Source organism: Paraburkholderia sp. SIMBA_053, assembly GCF_046534895.1.
Lineage (GTDB): Bacteria > Pseudomonadota > Gammaproteobacteria > Burkholderiales > Burkholderiaceae > Paraburkholderia > Paraburkholderia caledonica.
Map to the genome: position 1 here is coordinate 1 of NZ_JAWRXU010001621.1, position 238 is coordinate 238.

Sequence of the window (238 nt, forward strand, 5' to 3'; positions counted from 1 at the left end):
TGCTGACTGCGGGCGTGGTTATCACCGCTTGCGCGTTTATCGCGACGAAAAATCAGGCGGCACAAATCACGCTGCTTGGCATCACCGGCTTTTTCGCGGGCGGCATTCTGCCTTCGTATTGGGCCGTGGCGATGAAGCGATTGCAAGGCGTGCAGGCTGCGGCCGGACTTGCTTTCATCAATACGATCGGCTTGTTGGGCGGCTTTGTCGGACCTTATCTTTTCGGGCTCGCCGAAAC

Annotated in this window: 1 pseudogene; it reads left to right on the top strand. The window is 58.0% G+C overall.

Annotation, left to right across the window (positions count from 1 at the left end):
• Positions 1-238: pseudogene (locus SB753_RS41035) on the top strand (MFS transporter); the annotation flags it as partial.